Consider the following 20,068-nt stretch of genomic DNA (forward strand, 5'->3'; position numbering starts at 1 on the left):
CGTATTTTGCGGACGTCACACGAGAAGAGGAATGCCTCCGGCGGCCAGGGCGGGGGCTGCGCGCCCCCGCCCTGGACCCACCCCGCGCCAGGCTGAGCCTGGACCCCTTTCGCGACGGACAGGCGGACGAACGGGCGGGGCGTCGCCCGGGCGTGGGAGGCCGCTCCCTTGATCCCCCGAGAGCGACGGAATCCCGTCCTCCTTTTTCGCCATCTCCTTTGCCCTGAGCCTTCAGAAGCGTCCGTCGGCATCGTCATGGTCAAAGGAGGCGGCGGGGAAGAAAAATCCGGTCCGTTCCCCCTCCACAGCCAGCAGCGTACCGGGCCTCGGCCCGGGCGGCTCGGGATCCATCGGGCGACGCTTCGCGGGCGAAGGCGGGTCGAGGGAGTGCCTCCCTCGCGTGAGATGGGCCAGGAAGGGGCGGGGACTCCGTAGGGATGATCCCTTCCTGGCCGCCGGAGGCATTCCTAGATCGGCACGAACACGAGGCAGAGGATGTCGTTGTCGTAGCCGTCACCGCGTTTGTATTCTCGGTAGCCGGAGGAGACCTGGGCGCCCATGGCGTAGGCGCGGCCGTCCATCTCCACGACGGCGGACTCGCGTTCGCCGTTGTCGAGGTGGAAGAAGCGGTCGGAGAGGTTCAGCCGTTTGCCCACGGGGTAGTCCGGGCTGGTGGAGGAGACGATGCGTTTGCCGCGGTCGGCGAAGACGCCGAAGCTGCCGTCCACGATCTGCTTCATCTCGTTGCGGGGCAGGGCGTCGAGGAGCATGGCCATGAACTGCGGCTCGGCGTCGAAGACGATCTGGATGACGCCGACCGCCGGCTCCCCGGCCGACTGGGCGCGCACGGCCGTGCTGTAGACGTAGGTGGGCCTGCCTCCGTAGAGCGGGGTGGGCTCGAAGGCGGAGACGCAGTAGTCCTTGCTCGTGCTGAGCCCCATGGCCCTGTGCACCAGGGCCGGGTCGAGCTTCATGCCCACGAAGTCCTGGCCCGAGGGCAGGTCCTGGTCGGTGAAGCGTTCGTTCAGGCCGTCCGGGGGGGTGGAGCAGGCCACGACCACGCCGTCGGCGTCGGCCAGCAGGAGGCGCAGGTAGGGGGTGTAGAGGTTGTTGATGTACTGCAGGTTGCCGGTCAGGGCTTCGCGTTCGGCGGCGTCGAGCCCGCGTTCGGCATGGCGGGCGAGCAGCGAGCGGAAGAGGGGGGTAAGGGCCCACCAGCAGACGTCGTTGGCGCGTTCGTAGAGGTTCCGGTCCGCGATGTTGTTGCCCTGGAAGGCGCGGAACTGCACGTCGTTGAAGAGGGCGTCCACGACGGTCTGCTGGAGGTTCTTGATGGCGTCGAAGAAGAGGCCGTCGATCTCGTCGCCGATCCAGTTGACGAAGCGCAGCACCTCGACGAAGCCGTCGGCCTTGAATTTGGCGGCCTTGACTTGGCCGTTCAGGCTGTCCAGCTTCATGTCGGCCAGGAGGTCGTCGGATTCGTTCTTGATGGCGGTGAGGTCGCGCGAGAAGTTGCGCAGCTGTGATCCGGAGGACTGGCCGCCGTTCTCCCCGCCGTGCCGGAAGGCCTCGGCGGTGCCGATCATGGCCATGCCGTACCACGTGAGGCCGTAGAATCCCTGGTAGCCGTCCGTGGCCACGGTGCTTACGAGATAGGGCTTGGCTTCGAACTCGAGCAGCCGGAATTCGGCCTCGACGTCAACGGGCACGGTGAGGCCGAGGGGCAGCGTCTGGGGATCGTTTCCGGCGATGATCCGCCCGCCCTCGTCGAGGACGGCCACGCGCATGAGGTCGTTGCCCTGGCGCAGGTCGCTGAAGATGCGCTCCATCTCGTCCTTGAAATCGAAGCAGAGGAAGAGGACGCCGAGGGCTTCCTGGGTGTCGGGGTCCTTGATGGTCTGGGAGTAGAGCAGGGTCTCGCCCTTGCCGGGCCTGAGGTCGGTCCCCCTGAAGGTCTCCAGGTACTTGTCCTGCGCCTGCATGCGCTCGATGCGCAGCGTCTCGGCGAGCAGAGGGTCGGCGGACTTCCTGCCGTAGGCCTCGCCGCGCGCGAGGCTCGAGCAGATCCTGCCCCGGGTGTCGAGGATGAGGATCTCGTCGTAGACGGTGTACTCGTGGCGGTAGTCCTCGAGCCGCCTGCGCAGGGTCTCGGAGCAGGCCGCGGCCTCTCCGTCCGCGTCGTCGTCCGAGGCGTCGCGCACGCGCCTCAGAAAGCTCACGATCTCGGCGTCCGTTGCCAGGTAGCCGACGTCGGCCGTGCGTTCGTATAGGTTCCGCTTGAGGATGTTGATGGTGAACTTGGCCGCGTCCGTGATCTCGAGCACGACCTTCTTGGCCATCTCGTAGAGGATCGCGTCCACGAGGCGGCGCTGAATCTCGCTGTACTTGGAGCGGGTGGAGCCCATGTCCTGGATCAGCGGGCCGAAGAGCCTGCCGGCGTCCGAATCCATGCGCCCGGTCTCGATCATGCCCGCGGTGATGGCGCCGTCCCAGCGCTTGTTGATGGAGCGGAACGTCCTGATATAACCGGAAACTTCCGGCATGGCCTGGAGCAGGTTATCCCGATGTTGCGCCACATGCTGTGTTTCCATATAACAATTTTTGTATTACCCCCTAACGAGATAGGTTTTATTATAGGTCAATTTTACAAAAAATGGAATGCTGGATTTTCGAGATGAACGCCGTAGCATCATGCCGCACGAGACCGAAGGACGCCTCGCGCAGGGACGGCGACTCAATCGGCGGCATGCCGCGAATCCCGCATCGGACGTGAAGATCGGGTCCGCAGGTGGTCCTCTCGTACAGGGGCGGGGAATTCGTCGGGAGATGCAGAGATTGCTGGAGAGGGCTGACGAAAAATGGAAAAAGATCGGAGCATGAAAAAAGAGCCGGGTCCCTCGCGGGGCCCGGCTCTTTCGAGGCGTATGGCGATGAAGCGGTCTAGATGACCTTGTTCAGGCTGTACTCGATGATGCCCTTGGCGCCTGCGGCCACGAGCTGGGGGATGAGGTCGCGGACCACGGACTCGCCGACCACGATCTCCACGGACAGCCACGGGGACTTGTAGAGGTGGGCCACGGTGGGGGCGGTGATGGCGGGCAGGGTCTGCATGATGGCGTCGACCTTGTCCTCGGGAACGTTCATCTTCAGGCCCACGAGCTTCTCGGCCTCGAGCGCGCCGGTCAGCAGCATGTTGATCTGCTCGATCTTGGTGCGCTTCTCCGGGTTCTCCCAGGCGGTCTTGTTGGCGATGAGGCGCGTGTTGGTGATCAGCACGTCCTCGATGATGCGCAGGCCGTGGGCCTTGATGGTCGTGCCGGTCTCGGTGACCTCGACGATGGCGTCGCACAGTCCCTGCACGACCTTGGCCTCGGTGGCGCCCCAGGAGTACTCGACGTCGACCTTGATGCCGCGTTCGGCGAAGTAGCGCTTGGTGAAGCCGACGAGCTCGGTGGCGATCTTCTTGCCCTGCAGGTCCTCGGGCTTGCGGTAGGGCGAGTCGCCGCCCACGGCCAGGACCCAGCGCGCCGGGCGGTTGGAGACCTTGGAGTAGACCAGGTCCGAGACCACGACCACGTCGGACTCGTTCTCCATGATCCAGTCCTTGCCGGTCAGGCCCACGTCCAGGGTGCCGTCGGCCACGTAGCGGGACATCTCCTGGGCGCGGCACATGGCGCAGGAGATGTCGGCGTCGTCGACCTCGGGGAAATAGTTGCGGTGGCTCGGGTTGATCTTCCAACCGGCCTTGGCGAAGAGCTTGATGGTGGCGTCCTGCAGCGAACCCTTGGGGATGCCGAGCTTGAGCTTGTCCTTGGACATTATTTGTAGACCTCCTTGGGGTCGAAGACTTTCTCGGAGACGATCTCGGGTTCGCCCGAGCCCACGATCTCGCGGTAGAAGCAGGAGCGGTAGCCCTCGTGGCAGGCGGCGCCGCCCACCTGCTCGACGATCAGCAGCACGGTGTCGGCGTCACAGTCCAGGCGCACGTTGTGCACCTTCTGCACGTGGCCGCTGGTGCCGCCCTTGTGCCACAGCGTGTTGCGGCTGCGGCTGTAGAAGTGGGCCTCGCCGGTCTCCAGCGTCTTGTCCCAGGCTTCCTCGTTCATGTAGGCGAGCATGAGGACCTCTCCGTCCTCGATGTCCTGCACGATGGCGGGGACCAACCCCCCGCACTTGGCGAAATCAGGCTTCATTGAGCGCTCCGCGTCATTGTCGAAATATGTACGAAAGGCACGAAAGACGCTTCGCATAACGTGTTTCCGCATGGGGCGCAAGCGGCCGGGAACGGGGGGAGTATGACGTTTTCGTTACGCGGCCCGACCCTCGGCCGGACCGGTCCTGCGGCGCGCCGCTGTCGGACGGCGGGAGGCGGGCGCCGTGCGGGGGACGGGGAAGGGGAGGGCCGGGCCCTCCCCCCCTGGGCATGGACGGCGGGGGTGCCTAGTCCAGGGCCTCGTCGATCCAGTTGAGCGCCGCGGCCACGTTGGGGAAGCCGAGCGTGGAGGTCAGGCAGATGACCGAGTGTTCGATCTCCTCGCGGCTGGCCCCGGCTTCCCTGGCGCGCCGCGCGTGGCTCTGCACCGAGCCGGTGGACAGCGAGGCCGCCGCCGCGCCGAGCTGGATGAGGCGCACGGTCTTGGCGTCCAGGGGGCCCATCTCCTGCACGGTCTTGCCCAGGGCCTGGACGGCGTCCATGAAGGCCGGATACCGTTCCGCTATCTTGCGGTAGTGCTTGGGCGGCTTGTCCTTCTTTTCCATGTTCGCCTCCGCGTTCGGCTGAGTGTCTGTGGACATGACGAAATCGGTCCCATGAACTAGGATACAGAAAAAAACGTGACCCGGCTAGGCATGCCGGAAAGGGGGCTCAGGTGGAGGAGAAGGGACGGACCGTTTCCGCCTCGCGCTTCGAGCAGGCGAGGATGATCCTGCCGCAGGACACCAACCCGTACGGCAGCGTGCACGGCGGCGTGCTGATGAAGGAGATAGACGAGGCCGCGGCCGTGGCGGCCATGCGCCATTGCCGCATGAACACGGTCACTGCCTCCATAGACCGCCTGGATTTCCATTCCCCGGTGCAGGTGGGGGAGCTCGTGAGCTTCAAGGCCTCGGTCAACGGGGTGGGGCGCACGTCGCTCGAGTGCGGCGTGCGCGTGGAGGCGGAGAACATGCTGAGCGGCGAGGTGCGCCACATCGCCTCGGCCTTCCTGACCTTCGTGGCCCTGGACGAAAACGGCCGCCCGGCCGGGGTGCCGCCGCTCGTGCCCGAGGACGCGGAGGACGAGCGCAGGATGCACGAGGCCTCCTGGCGCCGGGAGTCGCGCGCGGCCCGCCGCCGGGGCTGAGGCGCGGGGAAAGCCCGCGTCCGGCTCCCGGCAGGCAGTCGGGAATCAGGACAGGCCGATGCTCACGGGGTCGAGCTCGCCCGCGAACGAGATCTCGGCCTTGCCGCGCAGGAAGACCGCGCCGTCCGCGTAGGTGATGGTCAGCTCCTGGCCGCCGCTCGTGGTGACCGCCACCTCGGGGCCGGTGAGGCCCAGGGCGTGGGCCAGCACCGTGGTGGCGCAGGCGCCCGTGCCGCAGGCCAGGGTCTCGCCTTCCACGCCGCGCTCGTAGGTCCGCAGGAGCGCGGAGCCCTTGCCCGTGACCTGGGCGAAGTTCACGTTGGTCCCGGCCGGGGCGAAGCGGGTGTGGAAGCGCACGGCGCGGCCGAGCCGCGCCACGTCCACGGACTTCACGTCGTCCACGAAGATCACGGTGTGGGGCACGCCCGTGTTCACGAAGTGGGCCGTCAGCTTCTCGCCGCCCTCGAGCTCGAGGGAAATGTTCAGCTCCTGGCCCAGGGGCGCAGTCAGCCTGACGCGGGCCTCGTGCTCGGCCTCGAAGACCTCGGCGTCGACAACCCCGGCGTCCGTGCCCAGGCGCAGGTGCGCCGGGGCCATGCCCAGGAGGTGGGCCAGGCGCGCGGCGCAGCGCGAGCCGTTGCCGCACATCTCGGCGCGCGAGCCGTCCGCGTTGTAGAAGTCCCAGACCACGTCCACGTCGCTGCGCCCGTTCGGCAGGTCGAGGAAGAATATGCCGTCCGCGCCCACGCCGAAGGCACGGTGGCAGGCGGCGCGCGCGAAGTCGGCCATGCGCTCGCGGGGATACTTGAGCGTGCGGTTGTCGATGACCACGAAGTCGTTGCCGGTTCCCTGCATCTTGAAGAAGGGGATCGTGGCGGAAGAGGTGAAATTCATTGCTGCTCCGTTGGGCGAAGAATATCTGCTTAATTTACTACAGCGCCCGATGGGTGTCGAGGGGACGGGGTTTGAGATGGGCGAAGAGGCCCCGGGCCATTGCCCCAGGGGGTGCCTTGGGGTAAAGATGCGGGAATGGGGGCGCGCGAAGAGCCGTGTTGCTGCGGCTGGAGCGCGCCTCTGATTTGGAGCGTGCGAGTGAAGAAATCCCTGCAGCGCAAGGCGATGACGCCTGCAATGCCGTGCCGCAAAGCTCTCGGGAAGGCCGCGTGAAACGTCTCGCCGCGGCATTGCTGCTGCTGTTCCTGCTCCTGGGAGCTGTCTGGTGGGGGCTTCGCTACGCCTCCGAGAACGCGGCGCGCCGTGAGATGCAGACCCTCGCCGCACGCATCTCGACCCATGCCCGCCTGACCTGGCAGGGGCTCTCGGTCAACCTGCTGCAGCGCAGCGTGATCCTCTACGACGTCCGCGTGGCCGTGCCCTCCGAGGATCCGGTCGTGGTCTTCACGGCCGAGAAGGCCTACATCCGGCGGCCCGGGGAGAACCATTTCTACGTCGATCTCGTGGGCATCGCGCCCGAGCCCGACGAGGCGGCCAGGCTGTCCGGCCTGCTCGGCTGCGCACCCGGGGACCTGCGCGCGGCAGCGGCCGTGGACGCGGTCTGGGATCCGCTCACCTCGGGCCTCACCCTGAAGAGCCTCGAGCTCTCCGCGCCCGCGCTCTGCACCCTGCACCTCTCGGGCACGCTCCTGAACCTGCCGCCGCCGGACAGCATCGGGCCCACGCTCTCGGTGCAGGCGGTCTTCATCCAGCTGAAAAGGCTGACCGCCACCTACGTGGACCACTCCCTGGCCGACCGCCTGCTGGCCCGCGAGGCCAGGCGGCTGGGCGCCGATCCCCTGGCCTACCGCCGCGCCCTGGCCGGGATCATCGACCGCGACATCCAGGACTGGACCGGCAAGGCGACCACGCCCGAGGACAAGATCGTGCTGGCCAACGCCTCGCAGGCCGTGCGCACCTTCCTCGAGCGGCCCGGCACCCTGAGCCTGCAGCTCGCGCCGGACAAGCCCGCCTCGCTGGTCGAGATACTGCTCTTCCCCCCGCTGGAATCCGCGCGGCGCCTGAATCTCAGGCTCTCCGCCCAAGAGGGCCCGCCGAAGCCCGCCGCCGTGCCTCCGGCCCCCGCGGCCGAACCCGGCACCCCCGCTCCTCCGAAGGCCCCGGCACCGTCCACGGCCCCTGCGGCCCCTCCGCCGCCCGCGCCCGCGGCGCCGCCTCCACCGGCCCCGTCCGCCGCCAAGCCCGCGCCTTCGGCCAAGCCTCCGGCATCCGCTCCCGGGGGCACGTCCGCTCCTGCGCGGCCTGAATGAAGACCGCGGCGAAGAGGCCGGGCTCTCGATCCACGCCCTGCGCCGTCGGATAGCCGCCCCATCCCCGAGCGCATCCCCGGCGGTTGTCCCCCGCATCCGCCCGCTCCCCCAGACGATGGCCCAGACGATGGCCGAGACGATGGCCGCAGACCCGGGCGGCTCGATTGCCGCGCCGCCCCGTCCGGGCTACAAGCGGTCCATGGACGAAAAGAAGATACTTCGGCTCGGAGAGCTCCTGCGCGCCCGACACTGGAACCTGGCCACGGCGGAATCGTGCACGGGCGGCCTCATCGGCCATCTCGTGACCTCGGTCTCCGGGGCCTCGGACTGGTATCCGGGCGGCGTGGTGGCCTACGCCAACGAGATCAAGGAGCGGCTGCTCGGCGTGCCGGGCGAGGTCCTGGCGACGCAGGGGGCGGTCAGCCGCGGGACCGTGCGGGCCATGGCCGCGGGCGTGCGCGCCGCCTTCGGCGCGCAGGTCGGCGTGAGCGTCTCGGGCGTGGCCGGACCCACCGGCGGCACCCCGGACAAGCCCGTGGGCACTGTCTGGATAGGCTGGAGCTGGCCCGGCGGCGAACGGCAGGAGCTTTTTTCCTTTTCGGGCGACCGCGGCGCGGTCAAGGCGGCCAGCGCCGCTGCGGCCCTGTCCGGCGTGCTGTCCCTGCTCGAGGAGGCGGCCGAAGCCGCCGCGCCCGCCGAGGGGACCTGATGCGGCTCTTCGTGGGGTTGGCGCTGCCGCAGGAGTACCAGGACGGCCTGGCCGACCTGGCGGCCGCCTGCCGCAGGCGCGGCCTCGCGGGCCTTTCCTTCACCAGGCCCGGCAACTGGCACCTGACGCTGCGCTTCCTGGGCGAGGTGGACGAGGCGCGCGTCGAGGAGCTCGCAGGCGCCCTGCGCGGCGTGGCCTGGGAGGCCTTCACCCTGCGCGGCGGCGGGGCGGGCGCCTTTCCCGACCTCTTGCGGCCGCGCGTGGCCTGGATCGGCCTGGCCGAGGGAGGGGAGGAGTGCCGCAGGCTCGCCGAAAGCGTGCAGGTAGCGCTCGCGCCGCTCGGCTTCGCGCCGGAGGAGCGGAAATTTTCGCCGCACCTGACCCTGGCTCGGGTCAAAGGGGATCAGCGCCGGGAAAAACGCACCCGGACGACGGAGGGGGCCCGGAAAACGGCGGGGGGAAATGCGGCGGAAGACGTGACGGAATGTCTGCGCGAGGCGGCGCGCAGGCGTTGGCCAGCCTGCGTCGTGCGCGAGATGGTGCTGTGGCGGAGCGTGCTGGGCGGGGGCGGTCCCGCCTACACGCGTCTTGCGGAGTTTCCTGCTCTCGGGCCGGGCCCTAGATGTAGTCGCCCCGGTTGAATTTGTAGGTTTCGGTGACGTTCAGGATTTCCATCTCGTCGACCACGGACTTGAGACCCGGGTTGGTCTCGGCCATGTTCGGGTTCTCGGCCTTGAGACGTTCGATCTCGCCGCCGATGTGCTCGAGCTTGCTGTAGGCTTCCTTCAGTTCGGAACCGTCGCTGTTCGCGTCCAGCTTCCCGGCATAGTCTTCCCAGTCGCTCATGATGTTGTCGAGGCTCTCCATGACCTGTGGCTCCGCCTGAGTTTGCTCGACGGCCGGCGCGCTGGCCAGCAGCAGCGGATTGATCCCCAGCGGGGGCGTGGCCGCCGCATCCTGGGTCGAGACCGTCTCGCCCGACAGCTCCTGGGCCAGCAGATCCCCGAACGAGCCGCTCCCCTGGTTGGCTCGCTGGGTCTTCTGCTCCGCCTGTTGCTGCTCGACGGCGCTAACGGGATCGTTGGTGATCTTCATGGCCATCTCCTCTTCCGGTTTGGTCAGGGACGAGCAAAAATCCTGCCAACCCGTCAATTTTCTAACCTATCGGAACATCGTGAAATTTCTTTAGGAGGCCGCGGGAAGTTTTTTCCCCCCGCCCCGGGGCGGCCGATTGTGCCGCCCGCCCGAACCTGTTCCGACACAAGCACGATACGCACGAAGAAAGCCCTTGTCTATCAGTGGGCTATCTGGCAAAAAATAGGCTAAGTCGGTAAAGCGGCTCGGAGCCGCCATATTCACGGGATCGACCGACGTTGTATTGTCTGTTTTCAGTGAGGCCCTGAGCGGCCAGGAGGTGTGTCATGGCGGAGATCAAGCGTATTCTGTGCGCAGTCGATTTCTCGGAGGCCAGCCCCATCGTGGCGGAGTACGCCGGGATGCTGGCCAAGAAGACGGGGGCCGAAGTCCTCGTCCTCTACGTCGCCCCGTCGCTCTCCCAGTACGTGGGCTTCCACGTCCCGCCCAGCTCCATAGAGAACTTCGTCAAGGACATCGTCTCCGGCGCGGACGCCACCATGGCCAAGTTCCTCGAGGAGCACTTCCAGGGCGTGCAGGCCAAGGGCGAGGTCGTCACCGGCTACGCTGCCGAGGAGATCCTGAACCAGGCCAAGCAGGACAAGGTGGACCTGGTCATCATGGGCACCCACGGCCGCAAGGGCATCGACCGCATCCTCTTCGGCTCCGTGGCCGAGAAGGTGGTCAAGTCCGCCTCCATGCCGGTGCTCACGGTCCGGCCCGAACACTACGAGAGCGAGTAGCGCGGCCGGGTAGCGCGGCCAAGTATCTTCCGACCCGCGCGGGCCTGGCACGCCCGCGCGGGATCGCACCCCGTGCCCGAAGCCGCCAAGGGGCATCCCCTTGGCGGACGCATTTCGTCTCCCTCTCGGGGGAGGCCCCCCCGTCGGGGACCCTCGGCGGGAAGGAAACGGTATCCGTGAAGCTGCTCATGTTCTACGGACCGGAGTTCTGGTCCAAGCCCTTCCGGAAGACCCTGCCCGAGGCGGGCGAGGCCCCGGGCGAACTCTCGGTGAGCGCCGCCGCCGTGGTCTTCTACCAGTGCGAGGAGCATGACGCCGGACGGAAGGCGGCAGTGCTCCAGAAGACGCTCAAGAACATCAAGTGGCTGGCGGGCAAGTTCTCCACCAGGCGTGTGGTCCTGCACTCCTTCGGCCACCTCTCCGCGAGCAAGGCGGACCCGGGGTTCGCGCGCGGCCTGATGGACGAGGTGCGCGCCCGGCTCGAGTCCGTGGACTACGAGGTCCACGAGACCCCCTTCGGCTGGCTCAACGAATGGCGCATGCACGTCTCCGGGGAGTCCCTGGCCAAGGTCTTCAAGGACATCTGAGGCCAGGGAGGCGCGGCCGGAACAGCCTGAGCCGCGTCTCCGGCGTGCGCCCCGGCCGCTCGCACGACCGGGTGCCGGACCCTCGACGGCGTCCGGCGGCGAACGACTAAACCCGCCCCGGACCGGGGGGATGACCGGGGCGGAAGAGAGAGGACCATGGACCTCTACTCGGGAATCATCTCCAGCCTGCGCACGGCGGACATCTCGGCCGTCATCGAGGACGTCGCCGCCACCGCCTCCAGCAGGCTGGCCACGCCCTGGACCCTGGTCACCGTGCGTTTTCCCGACGGCACGCAGGGCCGCGGCATTTGCCATAACGGCCTGAGCCTCGGCAGGGCCGAGACCGTGGCCTCCCTCGTGGGCTGCGACGCACTGGGCGCGGCCGAAAGCCTGCTCACCTGCGCGGCGGGGCCCTTCTCGCGCTCCCTGGCCGCGGCGACGCTCAACGCACTCTCCGCGCCGCTTTTCTCGGACCCCTCCCTGCCCGGCCGCCTCGGCGTGCGCTGCTCGGACCTGCTCACCGAGCCCTGGGACCCGGCCGCCTTCGTCCCCGAGAAGGGGCGCGTCGCCTTCGTCGGCTACCCGCCGTGGGAGGTCGCGGTCGTGCGCGAGGCTTCCGCCCGCGTGACCGTCATCGAGGACGCGCCGCGCGGTGACTTCTCCGTCCTGGACACCCGGGGCACCGCGCCGGACGTCGCCGTGGTCGGCGTGGGCGAGCGCGAGGCCGTGCTGGCCGAGGCCGACACCCTGTTCATCCTCGGCGACGCCGCGGTGCACCAGGACCTGCGGAACATCCTGCGCGCCGCACCGAGGGCGCGGCACAAGGTCCTCTTCGGGCCGAGCACCTCCGTCTTCCCCGGGCCGCTCTTCGACATGGGCGTGACCGACCTCATGGCCATGACCTTCCCGACCACGGAAGACTTCCGCACCGAGTTCCTCCAGTCGCGCGGCTACTGGTACGGCCTGCCCGGCGTGCGCGCCTATCTCTTCTCGCGAACGCCCAAGGCCTGAGGACACAGCGGCTCCCCTTGCGCCCGGCCCCGCTTCCGGGTACATGCCGGGCGTCGGAACGAACAATCATCCTTTCCGGAGGAAGCGCATGCCGCTCTCCCGCATCCCCGCAATCTTCCGCATCATCCTCTCCGTCCTCTGCCTCGGGCTGCTGCTCCTGGCCTCTCCGGCCGCAGCGGCCCAGAACCAGCCTGCCCCGGCCCCCAAGGACGCCCTCGAAGGCACCTGGGACGTCAGCGGCTGGGAACCCGGCCTGAAGACCACGGCCGAGCCGTCCTACACCGGGCAGGTGCAGCTGCACAAACGCGGCGACGGCTACGCCTTCGACGGCATCATCGACGGCGGCGAATACTTCGGCGTCGGCCTCTACGATCCGGAAGCCAAGACCCTGAGCCTCGCCTTCCAGGGCCCTTCCGGCGAAGACGCCGGACTGGCCGTGTTCAAAGTCAAGGGCGACACCCTCGAAGGCCACTGGCTCTACCAGACCGACGAGGAAGGGCAGATCGGCACCGAAGTCTGGCACCGGACCGCGGCGGGCAAGTAGCCCGGATGCCTCCGGCGGCCAGGGCGGGGGCTGCGCGCCCCCGCCCGACGTGGTCGTCACGACCCACCCCGCGCCAGGCTGAGCCTGGACCCGCTTCGCTTGCGGCATCTGGGCAGGCCGGGCAGACGAAGCCTGGGCGTGAGGGGCAGCAGAATTGAAGTGCCCGGGTTTTTCCCCGCGCCAAAGCGCGCGGAAAAAATCCCGGGTACGGTCGCCGTCGGGGAAGATTCCCCGAACCCCTCACCCACGAACGAAAGCCCGCCTGTAGAACCTCTTCCCCTTCTCCTTTGCCTGAGCCTGCAAAGGCGCTCGCGCGGATTTTCAAAGGCAAAGGAGATGGCGCGGGCCGTTTTTTTCGCCGGACGGCGAAAAAAACGGCCCGATCTTCCCGTCCGGCCGCGGCGCACGACCGTACCAGCCACACAGGCCTTCCACGCCCAGGCAGCCCCGGGTGCATCGTCCGTGCGTATCGCGTGCGAAGGCGGGTCGAGGGGGTGACCCCCTCGCGGGGGGTGGGTCCAGGGAGGGGCGCGGAGCCCCTCCCTGGCCGCCGGAGGCAGTCTTACTCTTCTCTCACTCTGCCGCCGCCTTGACCACGGCTTCGGCGGCGAGCAGGGCGGCGCCCAGGGCGCCGCAGAAGTCGGGCTCGTCGGGCACGAGGAGGCCCGCGCCCTGCTCGGTGCCGAGCTCCGCGGCGAGCAGGGCGCGGGCGCAGGGGTTTCGCGCCACGCCGCCGACGAAGGCCACGGGCGTTGCGGCGGACACGCGGCGCAGGAGCGCGGCGCTGCGCCGGGCGATGGCCAGGTGCAGCCCGAGGGCGATGTCCTCGGGCCGCTTGCCCTGGGCCATGAGGCTCGTGGCCTCGGTCTCGGCGAAGACGGTGCACATGCTGCCGATGGGCGTGGGGTTGGAGCCTTTGAGCGCGTAGGCGCCGAACTCCTCCACCGGGATCTGGAAGGCCTGGGCGGTGTATTCGAGGAACTTGCCGGTTCCCGCGGCGCAGCGGTCGTTCATCTCGAAGCGTTCGGCCCGGCCCGCCTCGGAGAGCACGATGGCCTTGGTGTCCTGGCCGCCGATGTCGAGCACGGCGCGGGCCTCGGGCACGAGGAAGCGGGCGCCGCGCGCGTGGGCCGTGATCTCGGTGACCTGGCGCACGGGCCAGGGCAGGTCGAGCCTTCCGGCCAGTTCGCGGCCGTAGCCCGTGGCCATGAGCAGCGCCGGGCCCGCGCCCGCCTCGTGTGCGGCCAGCTCGTCTGCCAGAAGGCGGCGGCACTGCGCGGCGGGGTCGAAGGTCGTGGGCAGGCGTGCCCGGGAGACCTCCGCCCCGTCGGCAAGGGCCACGAGCTCCATGGAGCGCGAGCCGATGTCCAGGCCGAGGACCCTCGGGCCGCGCGCCTCGCGGACCCGCGCGTGCGTCGTTTTCGCCACGGCTAGTCCAGGGTCTCCACGAAGGCGCCGATGCGCGTCTTCAGCTGCTCCACGTCGTCCATGGAGTAGTCGGTCTCCACGGCGAGCATGGGGATCTTCTCGTCCGAGAGCTTCTTCGCCACCTTGAAGGCCTCATGGGTGTAAGGCTGGCAGAAGAGCAGGCTGTAGTGCAGCACGCCGTCGGCATGGGCGGCCTTGGCCTCGGCCGCGATGTTGTCCAGCCGCTCGTCGTTGGGGGTGAAGCAGGCGCAGTCGATGCGCAGGTAGCGGTCCACCAGGGCCTCGATCATGTCGTTCACGGTCTCGCCGGACTCGTCCACCAGGTCGCGCGAGTTGCGCGTGCCGATGCAGGACTCCTCGCCCACGACCACGGCGCCGGTGGACTCGGCCACGTAGGGCACCTTCCAGTTGGGCACGGCCATGGGGCAGCCGGAGAGCAGCAGGCGCGGCGCGCCCTTGGGGGCCACGCCCTCGCCCGCGGCCACGCGCGCCTCGAGCTCGTCGCACAGCTCGTTCATCTTGGCGGTGAAGCGCACGGGGTCGTCGTAGAAGCTGATCTGGTTGATGAGCAGGGCGTCGCGGCCGGAGATGGGCGCGGGATCGGCCGCGCGCAGGGCGTTCAGGCGCTGCAGGACGCGGCGCTTGGCGTTCACGGTCCTGATGGCCTCGCGCAGCTTCTCGGTGGTGATCTTCCTGCCGGTCAGCCTCTCCAGGGCCTCCTTGTAGCGCCAGACCTCGGCGCGCCACAGCTCGCGGTCAGAGGAGCGCTTTTGCTGCGGCACTTCCATGACGTACATGGGCGCCACCTTGCCGAAGGCCTCGTAGGCCTTCTTCTTGCCGTCGCAGGTGGTCTCGCCCACGATCATGTCGCAGGACTCGGTGAACGGGCAGAGCTTGGCCAGCTTGAAGCCGATGAAGGACTTGATCAGGGCGCAGGTGTTGCGCGGCACCATGGTCTCGGCCTGCTCGCGGCCCGCATCCGCGCCGGAGCACAGCCCCACGTGCACCGCGTCCGCGGCCAGGGTCAGCTCCTCGGGCACGAAGACGCAGAAGGTGCCCACGATCTTCTTGCCCTTCGCCTTCTCGTCCTGCAGCTCCTTGATACGCAGGCCGTGCACCTCGGAGAGCACGAAGTCGAGATACTCCGCGCCCTTGAGGCGTCCCTGCTGCGACATGTAGATGTCGCCGTAGAATTTGCCCAGGACCTCGAGGAGCGCGTTGTGCGCATCCAGGTCGAGGTCCAGCTTCTCCCACATCTCGTTGTAGCTCGCGGCCATCGTTTCCTCCGGTTGTGACGACTGGTGGCGGTTGGATCGCCCAGTCTCACGGAGCCCCACGGCCAAGACAAATCGTTTATTGCCAAATTTCGAGAGAGGACCGATCGATTTTTCCGATAAATCCGGAGCGGGGAACGGGCCTGTCGCCCCTGCCGGGCTGGGCCGCGGACGCCTGCCGCTCGAAGGGTTTTCAGGGGGAGGCAAAACGGATATCGTGCGGGCGGTGCCCGGCGGCACCGGACCGTATGGAAACGGAAAAGACACACGACATGCGCGAAGCACCGGCAACGGGCAGGCTCACGGCCAAGCTCGAGGCCCTGGGCAGCCTCGGCGTGCTGGTCAAGGCCGAGGAGACGCTCGCCCGGCCGGGGCGGCGCGTTCCGCGCCATATCTTCCACGACCACACGCCGGTCTGGGCCTACGAGAATCCCCGCCTGCAACGTCCCTGGGCCGACGCCTCGCGCCTGCTCTTCGAGATCCTGCCCGCCGGGCTCGGGCCGGACGAGGTCGCGGCCAGGACGCGCTTCATCGTCTTTCTGGGCGCGGCGGACAGCCCGGAGTTCGAGGCCTTCTTCGCGCGCGGCGACTGCCTGACCCTGCTCTTCGAGCCCTCCGCCGAGGTCCTGGGCGAGTTCCTGGACCGCGTCCGCCCCCGCGACCTGGCCCGGCGCAAGGGCTGCGTCTTCCTGGGCGATCCGGCCGAGTTCCCCACGCCGCTCGCGGCCCTCGTCCCCGAGGGGGCCTTCGCCGCGGGATTTCCGGTCTTCTATGTCCAGGAGGGGCTGGCCGGGGCCCTGCCGGAGTACGTCGCGGGCCTCGTGGAGCAGATCGAGTTCCTCTTCTGGCGCAGCCGCGTCTATCCCGTGGAAGGGCAGCAGTGCCAGCGGAGCCTGCCGCTGCGCGAGATCAAGCGCGGGGCCATGTACGACCAGCAGCTGCACTACTGCGCCAACCTGTCCGCCTACCTGCGCCATCCCTCCATCGCCGCGCTCAAGGACGCGCTCGCGGGCGAGACGGCCGTGCTCGTGGCCGCCGGGCCGGACATGGAGCGCAGGCTGCCGCTTCTGCGCCGTCTGCGGGAGCGCGCCGTGATCATCGCCGTGCACCGCGCCCTGCCCGTGCTCCTGAAGAACGGGGTGCATCCGCACTTCACGGTCATCAACGACAGCTCCATGGCCGCGGGCGCCTTCTTCGACCGCCTGCCCGAGCGCGTGCCCTCGACCCTGGTGGCGCACTGCCTGTGCGCGCTCGGCGAGGACCGCTTCGACAGGACGTTCCTCTTCGGCAACGTCTTTTCCGAGGTCTTCGGCGAGCGGCCGGGCCTGCGCGTGCACGGCTCGGTGATCACCGCGGCCTACTCCCTGGCCGCGTGGCTCGGCTGCGCGCGCTGCGTGCTGGTCGGCGCGCAGCTCTCGGGCAACGACCCCTGGAAGCTCGGCTACACGCCCTCGGACGTGTTCGGCGGGGGCGCGGACGGCGCGAAGCGGCCCGAGCGGCCCCTGACCGGGGCCTGGCCGCAGCTCTATCCCGTGGACACGCCCACCGGCCGCCTCTACACCACGCTCAACTTCCGCGACGCCGCGCTCTGGCTGCTGGACGAGATCCGCGCGCAGGGCGTGCCGTGCGTGAACACCACGGCCGAGAGCATCATCCGCGGCGCGGGCGTCACCTTCGAGGAGGAGCCCGAGGTGCCGGACTCTCCCGGCATGGCGGCGCGCCTGGCCGGGCTGGCGGAGACGCCGCCCCCGGCCGTGGACAGGGCCAGGGTCCTGGCGCACGCGGCCGCGGAGATGTTCCGCTGGCGCACCATCGCCCTCACGGCCGGACATGCCTCGGCCGAACTGCACGCGGCCCTCGTGGACGCCCAGGCCCTGGTCGGGACCGGCGTGGCGATGCCGGGCAGCCTGGGCAACGACCTGCCGTCCATGGTGAACAAGGCCATGGAGATCCTCGGCACCTTCGACAAGGACACGGTCAGTGGGCTGCTGGAGCGCTACCCGGACTTCAGCCACCCCCGCTTCCATGCCCTGGTCTTCGCCGCGCCCGGGGGGGCTCCGGGGGGCGTGCCCTATCTCCTGCGCCGGGCAGAGGGGCTCGTCTACTACTTCGACAACGTCGCGGCCATGGCGCGCGGCTTCTGCCGCGTCCTGGCCGGGCAGCTGGAGCGCATCGGCCGCCTGGGGTGAGCGGCCCGGCCCGAGGCGGCCCGCTTCCCGCGGCGCGGCCTTGCCGCTGCGACTCCTTTCCTGCATCATCCCCCAAATCCAGGCCCGCGCCCCGAGCGCGACGGACGGAAGGAGGCAGGAACGCATGAAGCCCCGCACGCAGGACCCCTCTCCCGAGGAGGCCCGATTCTCGGCGGACGTGCATGAAAGCGCCGTGGTGGACGAGGACGTGGTCATCGGTCCGGGCACGCGCGTCTGGCACTTCTCGCACCTCCTCTCCGGCACGCGCATCGGCGGCGGCTGCACCATCGGGCAGAACGCGGTCATCGGACCGGACGTGCGCGTGGGCAACGGCTGCAAGATCCAGAACAACGTCTCGGTCTACAAGGGCGTGACGCTCGAGGACGACGTCTTCTGCGGGCCGTCCGTGGTCTTCACCAACGTCAGGGTCCCGCGCAGCCGCATCCCGCGCATGCACGAGCTCTCGCCCACCCTGGTGCGGCAGGGCGCCACGCTCGGGGCCAACTGCACCATCGTCTGCGGCCTGACCATCGGGCGGCACGCCTTCGTGGGCGCGGGCGCGGTGGTGACGAAGGACGTGGCCGACCACGCCCTGATGGTGGGCAATCCGGCGCGGCGCATCGGCTGGGTCTGCGCCTGCGGCGAACGGCTCGACGCATCGCTGGTCTGCCCGGTCTGCGGCACGGCGCACGAACCCGCGCCGCACGGGCTGCGGCAGGTCGGAGAGAGGGAGAGGTAGCCGGACGGCGGGCCCGCCCGGACGGGATCTTCAGGGGGCCGTGGCCTCGGCCGCCTCGCATGTCCGGTCGGAGGCGCAGAAGAGCCCGCGGGCCTCGTTCACGGCGCCCGTGGCGCCCACCAGCAGCAGCACGTCGCCCGGGGCCAGGGGCCGGGCGGGCGGCGGGGGCATCAGCACCTCGCCGTCGCGGCGCATGGCCAGGACCGTGACCTGCAGCCGCTTGCGCAGGGAGAGGTCGGCCAGGCTCCTGCCGTCCGCGGCCGAGCCCCGGGCCACGGTCAGGCGCAGGGTGCGCACCCCGGGCAGGTAGAGCTCCACGTGCCCGGCCCTCTCGTTGCCGTCGGGCCCGACCGTTTTGCGCAGCATCTCGTAGCCCTCGGCGCGCACCTCCTTGATGAAGGAGGAGATCTCCTCCTCGGGCACGAGGAAGGCGGCCAGGACGCGCGCCAGGACCTCGGCCGAGGCCTCGTACTCCGCGGCCACCACCTCGTCCGCGCCGAGCCTCCTGAGCTCGGCCACGTCGCCGAGGTAGGGCGTGCGGGCCACGATCAGCACCTCGGGCGCCAGGTCGCGCACCGCGAAGACGATTCCCCGGCAGGCCGCGGGGTCCGAGATGGTCACGGCCACTGCCCGGGCCCGCGTGACGCCCGCGTGCTCGAGGATGTGCTCGGAGGTGGCGTCGCCGAAGAAGATGGGCCTGCCCGCCTCGCGCTCCGCGCGCACGGTGTCCGGGTTGCCCTCGACGACCACGTAGGGCAGCCGCCAGAGCTCGGCGGCCTGGGCCATCTGGCGGCCGCCCGGTCCGAAGCCCACGATGATCAGGTGGCCCTGCAGCCGCTCCGTGCCTTCGGGCGGCGTGGCCAGCCCGTGCCCGGCGAGCAGGCCGGGCAGGCGCGTGCGGCGCAGCGCCCGGGCCATGCGGACCCCGGCGCTCATGACGAAGGGCGTGGCGATCATGGTCAGCACCGCGGCGGCCAGGAAGATCTGGTACGCCTCGACCGGCAGCAGCCCGGCCGCCACCCCTCCCTGGGCCAGGATGAAGGAGAACTCGCCCACCTGGAAGAGGGAGAGGCCCGTGAGCAGGGCGGCGGGCAGCCCGAGCCCGGCCGCGAGGCCCGCGGCCGTGCCGGTCAGGGATTTGCCCGCGCTGAGCAGCAGGGCGGTCAGGAGCACGATTCCGATGTTCGCGGCCATGAAGTGCAGGTCGAGCAGCATGCCCACGGAGATGAAGAAGAAGCTCATGAACAGGTCGTGGAACGGCATGACCACGGCCACGGCCTGATGGCCGTAGTCCGATTCCGCGATCACCAGCCCGGCCAGGAAGGCGCCCAGGGCGAGCGACATGCCGAGCTTCCAGCTGAGGAAGGCCACGCCCAGGCACAGGGCGGCCACGGCCATGAGGAAGAGCTCGCGGTCGCGCGTGCGGGCCACGCGGGTGAGCACGGCCGGGGCCAGGCGCTGCGTGAGCAGCAGCGTCAGGCCCACGAGCAGCCCGGCCTTGGCCAGGAGCAGGAGCAGGTCCTCGGCCACGCCCAGGAAGCCGCCTCCGCCCGTGCCCGCGAGGATGGGCGTGAGCAGCATGAGCGGCACCACGGCGATGTCCTGGAAGATGAGGATGCCGAGCGCCGCGTTGCCGTGGGGCAGGTCCGCCTCGCCCCTGTCCTTCAGGAGCTTCAGGACCACGGCCGTGGAGGAGAGCGAGGCCAGGAAGGCGATGAAGACGTCCTGGCGCAGCAGGAGGTTCGGCCAGAGGACGAGCAGCACCACGATGCCGAGCGCCGCGGTGGCCAGCATCTGGACGGTCCCCCCGCCCAGGGCCAGGCGCTTGATGGTCGCCAGCCGCTTGACCGAGAACTCGAGCCCGATGGTGAAGAGCAGCAGGACCACGCCGAGCTCGGCCAGGAGCTCGATGGAGTGGGGGTCGCGGATCAGGGCCAGGCCGTGGGGCCCGCACAGGATGCCCGCCAGCAGGTAGCCCACTCCCGTGGGCACGCGGGCCATGCGGCAGGCGAAGACCACGGCCGCCGCGGCGCAGATGAGCAGCACGAGCTGTCCGAGAACGTCCATGAGAGCGAGTTGTACGTGGGCCCCGGCCGGGTGTCGA

The 20,068-nt window shown here is 69.3% G+C and carries 19 protein-coding genes; 10 read left to right on the forward strand and 9 right to left on the reverse strand.

All coding sequences use genetic code 11. The annotated features are described in order from the left end of the window. Positions 1–467 precede the first annotated feature (467 nt). The 4 genes from DSX2_RS00005 to DSX2_RS00020 form a co-directional block, all read right to left on the reverse strand. On the reverse strand, positions 468–2,543 hold the full coding sequence (locus DSX2_RS00005; protein ID WP_020878957.1) for a cache domain-containing protein: 2,076 nt from the start codon (positions 2,541–2,543) through the stop codon (positions 468–470). Between the two features lie 397 nt (positions 2,544–2,940). After that, positions 2,941–3,822, reverse strand: coding sequence for an ATP phosphoribosyltransferase (gene hisG, locus DSX2_RS00010; RefSeq protein ID WP_152512784.1), 882 nt, complete (start codon positions 3,820–3,822; stop codon positions 2,941–2,943). Continuing rightward, positions 3,819–4,193, reverse strand: a complete 375-nt coding sequence (gene hisI, locus DSX2_RS00015; RefSeq protein WP_020878959.1) for a phosphoribosyl-AMP cyclohydrolase — start codon at positions 4,191–4,193, stop codon at positions 3,819–3,821. Before hisI ends, hisG begins: the two co-directional genes overlap by 4 nt. 247 nt (positions 4,194–4,440) lie before the next feature. Further along, positions 4,441–4,758 carry a carboxymuconolactone decarboxylase family protein gene (locus DSX2_RS00020; protein WP_020878960.1) on the reverse strand — a complete coding sequence of 106 codons (318 nt, stop codon included), beginning with the start codon at positions 4,756–4,758 and terminating at the stop codon, positions 4,441–4,443. A gap of 161 nt (positions 4,759–4,919) precedes the next feature. Between DSX2_RS00020 and DSX2_RS00025 the strand changes: the two genes are divergently transcribed. Continuing rightward, positions 4,920–5,342, forward strand: a complete 423-nt coding sequence (locus DSX2_RS00025) for an acyl-CoA thioesterase (RefSeq protein ID WP_052014655.1) — start codon at positions 4,920–4,922, stop codon at positions 5,340–5,342. Positions 5,343–5,387: 45 nt separating this feature from the next. Here DSX2_RS00025 and dapF read toward each other — a convergent pair whose 3' ends face one another. Beyond that, complete coding sequence (gene dapF, locus DSX2_RS00030) at positions 5,388–6,236, reverse strand: diaminopimelate epimerase (RefSeq protein WP_020878962.1); 849 nt, start codon at positions 6,234–6,236, stop codon at positions 5,388–5,390. Positions 6,237–6,505: 269 nt separating this feature from the next. Between dapF and DSX2_RS00035 the strand changes: the two genes are divergently transcribed. From DSX2_RS00035 to thpR, 3 genes are all read left to right on the forward strand, one after another. Then, positions 6,506–7,606, forward strand: coding sequence for a hypothetical protein (locus DSX2_RS00035; protein ID WP_020878963.1), 1,101 nt, complete (start codon positions 6,506–6,508; stop codon positions 7,604–7,606). A 127-nt stretch (positions 7,607–7,733) separates the two neighbouring features. Continuing rightward, positions 7,734–8,315, forward strand: coding sequence for a CinA family protein (locus tag DSX2_RS00040; protein ID WP_236615048.1), 582 nt, complete (start codon positions 7,734–7,736; stop codon positions 8,313–8,315). Continuing rightward, positions 8,315–8,956, forward strand: a complete 642-nt coding sequence (gene thpR, locus DSX2_RS00045) for an RNA 2',3'-cyclic phosphodiesterase (RefSeq protein ID WP_020878965.1) — start codon at positions 8,315–8,317, stop codon at positions 8,954–8,956. The genes DSX2_RS00040 and thpR overlap by 1 nt, the downstream gene beginning before the upstream one ends. Here the strand turns inward: thpR and DSX2_RS00050 are convergent. Beyond that, positions 8,934–9,410 carry a hypothetical protein gene (locus tag DSX2_RS00050; protein WP_020878966.1) on the reverse strand — a complete coding sequence of 159 codons (477 nt, stop codon included), beginning with the start codon at positions 9,408–9,410 and terminating at the stop codon, positions 8,934–8,936. The genes thpR and DSX2_RS00050 overlap by 23 nt on opposite strands. A gap of 326 nt (positions 9,411–9,736) precedes the next feature. Between DSX2_RS00050 and DSX2_RS00055 the strand changes: the two genes are divergently transcribed. The 4 genes from DSX2_RS00055 (at position 9,737) to DSX2_RS00070 (ending at position 12,334) form a co-directional block, all read left to right on the forward strand. Then, entirely contained in the window at positions 9,737–10,192 is a 456-nt protein-coding gene (locus tag DSX2_RS00055) for a universal stress protein (protein ID WP_020878967.1), read from the forward strand. A gap of 176 nt (positions 10,193–10,368) precedes the next feature. Next, on the forward strand, positions 10,369–10,779 hold the full coding sequence (locus tag DSX2_RS00060; RefSeq protein WP_020878968.1) for a threonyl-tRNA synthetase editing domain-containing protein: 411 nt from the start codon (positions 10,369–10,371) through the stop codon (positions 10,777–10,779). Between the two features lie 156 nt (positions 10,780–10,935). Further along, the gene (locus DSX2_RS00065; protein WP_020878969.1) at positions 10,936–11,790 is read left to right on the forward strand and encodes a DUF364 domain-containing protein; all 855 of its coding nucleotides are present in this window, start codon (positions 10,936–10,938) and stop codon (positions 11,788–11,790) included. A gap of 88 nt (positions 11,791–11,878) precedes the next feature. Then, a complete protein-coding gene (locus DSX2_RS00070) occupies positions 11,879–12,334 on the forward strand; it encodes a hypothetical protein (protein WP_020878970.1) in 456 nt (151 codons plus the stop codon). Between the two features lie 573 nt (positions 12,335–12,907). On the opposite strand, the gene DSX2_RS00075 is transcribed toward DSX2_RS00070, so the two are convergent. After that, positions 12,908–13,762, reverse strand: coding sequence for an acyl-CoA dehydratase activase (locus DSX2_RS00075; protein ID WP_020878971.1), 855 nt, complete (start codon positions 13,760–13,762; stop codon positions 12,908–12,910). Positions 13,763–13,764: 2 nt separating this feature from the next. Beyond that, complete coding sequence (locus DSX2_RS00080; RefSeq protein WP_020878972.1) at positions 13,765–15,039, reverse strand: double-cubane-cluster-containing anaerobic reductase; 1,275 nt, start codon at positions 15,037–15,039, stop codon at positions 13,765–13,767. A gap of 269 nt (positions 15,040–15,308) precedes the next feature. On the opposite strand from DSX2_RS00080, the gene DSX2_RS00085 reads away from it, so the two are divergent. Together DSX2_RS00085 and DSX2_RS00090 are read left to right on the forward strand one after the other, a co-directional pair. After that, on the forward strand, positions 15,309–17,225 hold the full coding sequence (locus DSX2_RS00085) for a 6-hydroxymethylpterin diphosphokinase MptE-like protein (protein ID WP_035039902.1): 1,917 nt from the start codon (positions 15,309–15,311) through the stop codon (positions 17,223–17,225). A gap of 124 nt (positions 17,226–17,349) precedes the next feature. Next, positions 17,350–17,964 (forward strand): acyltransferase, encoded by a 615-nt coding sequence (locus tag DSX2_RS00090; RefSeq protein WP_020878974.1) that lies wholly within the window; start codon positions 17,350–17,352, stop codon positions 17,962–17,964. A gap of 30 nt (positions 17,965–17,994) precedes the next feature. On the opposite strand, the gene DSX2_RS00095 is transcribed toward DSX2_RS00090, so the two are convergent. Next, positions 17,995–20,031 (reverse strand): cation:proton antiporter, encoded by a 2,037-nt coding sequence (locus tag DSX2_RS00095; RefSeq protein WP_020878975.1) that lies wholly within the window; start codon positions 20,029–20,031, stop codon positions 17,995–17,997. Positions 20,032–20,068: the final 37 nt, after the last annotated feature.

The sequence above is a fragment of the Desulfovibrio sp. X2 genome, assembly GCF_000422205.1.
Taxonomy (GTDB): Bacteria; Desulfobacterota; Desulfovibrionia; order Desulfovibrionales; family Desulfovibrionaceae; genus Alkalidesulfovibrio.

Coding starts and splice junctions, on each gene's coding strand:
- DSX2_RS00005 (WP_020878957.1), bottom strand. CDS start 2,543: ATGCCGGAAGTTTCCGGTTATATCAGGACGTTCCGCTCCATCAACAAG.
- hisI (WP_020878959.1), bottom strand. CDS start 4,193: ATGAAGCCTGATTTCGCCAAGTGCGGGGGGTTGGTCCCCGCCATCGTG.
- DSX2_RS00020 (WP_020878960.1), bottom strand. CDS start 4,758: ATGGAAAAGAAGGACAAGCCGCCCAAGCACTACCGCAAGATAGCGGAA.
- DSX2_RS00025 (WP_052014655.1), top strand. CDS start 4,920: ATGATCCTGCCGCAGGACACCAACCCGTACGGCAGCGTGCACGGCGGC.
- dapF (WP_020878962.1), bottom strand. CDS start 6,236: ATGAATTTCACCTCTTCCGCCACGATCCCCTTCTTCAAGATGCAGGGA.
- DSX2_RS00040 (WP_236615048.1), top strand. CDS start 7,734: ATGGCCGAGACGATGGCCGCAGACCCGGGCGGCTCGATTGCCGCGCCG.
- thpR (WP_020878965.1), top strand. CDS start 8,315: ATGCGGCTCTTCGTGGGGTTGGCGCTGCCGCAGGAGTACCAGGACGGC.
- DSX2_RS00050 (WP_020878966.1), bottom strand. CDS start 9,410: ATGAAGATCACCAACGATCCCGTTAGCGCCGTCGAGCAGCAACAGGCG.
- DSX2_RS00055 (WP_020878967.1), top strand. CDS start 9,737: ATGGCGGAGATCAAGCGTATTCTGTGCGCAGTCGATTTCTCGGAGGCC.
- DSX2_RS00065 (WP_020878969.1), top strand. CDS start 10,936: ATGGACCTCTACTCGGGAATCATCTCCAGCCTGCGCACGGCGGACATC.
- DSX2_RS00070 (WP_020878970.1), top strand. CDS start 11,879: ATGCCGCTCTCCCGCATCCCCGCAATCTTCCGCATCATCCTCTCCGTC.
- DSX2_RS00080 (WP_020878972.1), bottom strand. CDS start 15,039: ATGGCCGCGAGCTACAACGAGATGTGGGAGAAGCTGGACCTCGACCTG.
- DSX2_RS00085 (WP_035039902.1), top strand. CDS start 15,309: ATGCGCGAAGCACCGGCAACGGGCAGGCTCACGGCCAAGCTCGAGGCC.
- DSX2_RS00090 (WP_020878974.1), top strand. CDS start 17,350: ATGAAGCCCCGCACGCAGGACCCCTCTCCCGAGGAGGCCCGATTCTCG.
- DSX2_RS00095 (WP_020878975.1), bottom strand. CDS start 20,031: ATGGACGTTCTCGGACAGCTCGTGCTGCTCATCTGCGCCGCGGCGGCC.